This is a genomic window from Methylobacterium sp. J-078 (assembly GCF_022829285.1).
Taxonomy (GTDB): domain Bacteria; phylum Pseudomonadota; class Alphaproteobacteria; order Rhizobiales; family Beijerinckiaceae; genus Methylobacterium.
In genome coordinates this window covers 1-350 of sequence record NZ_JAKSYI010000144.1, presented here as the reverse complement: position 1 = coordinate 350, position 350 = coordinate 1, and the positions used below count along the sequence as shown (strand labels likewise).

1 protein-coding gene is annotated in these 350 nt (G+C 70.0%); it reads right to left on the bottom strand.

From position 1 onward, the window contains the following. Positions 1-350, bottom strand: a 350-nt coding sequence (locus MKK58_RS26260; protein ID WP_243915892.1) for an SIS domain-containing protein, incomplete at both ends; no start/stop codon positions are given.

The window sequence follows — 350 nt, the reverse complement described above, 5'->3', positions numbered from 1 at the left end:
GCGTGGATGTAACTGATTTCCTTGAGCTTCAGGGCACCTTCCAGCGCCATCGGGTAGCTGGTGCCGCGCCCCAGGTAGAGCACGTCGCGGGCCTTGGCGACCTCGCGGGCCAGGATCTCGATCGGCCCTTCGAGCTTGGTCGCGTCCGCCATCAGGCCCGGCACGGTGATCAACGCGTCGACGAGGCGGCGCTCCTCCTCAGGGCTCAGGGTGCCGCGCGCCCGGCCGGCATGGATGGCGAGACACAGCAGCACCGTGAGCTGGCACGAGAACGCCTTGGTGGAGGCGACCCCGATCTCAGGGCCGGCCAGGGTCGGCACGACGGCCGAGGCCTCCCGCGCGATGGTGGA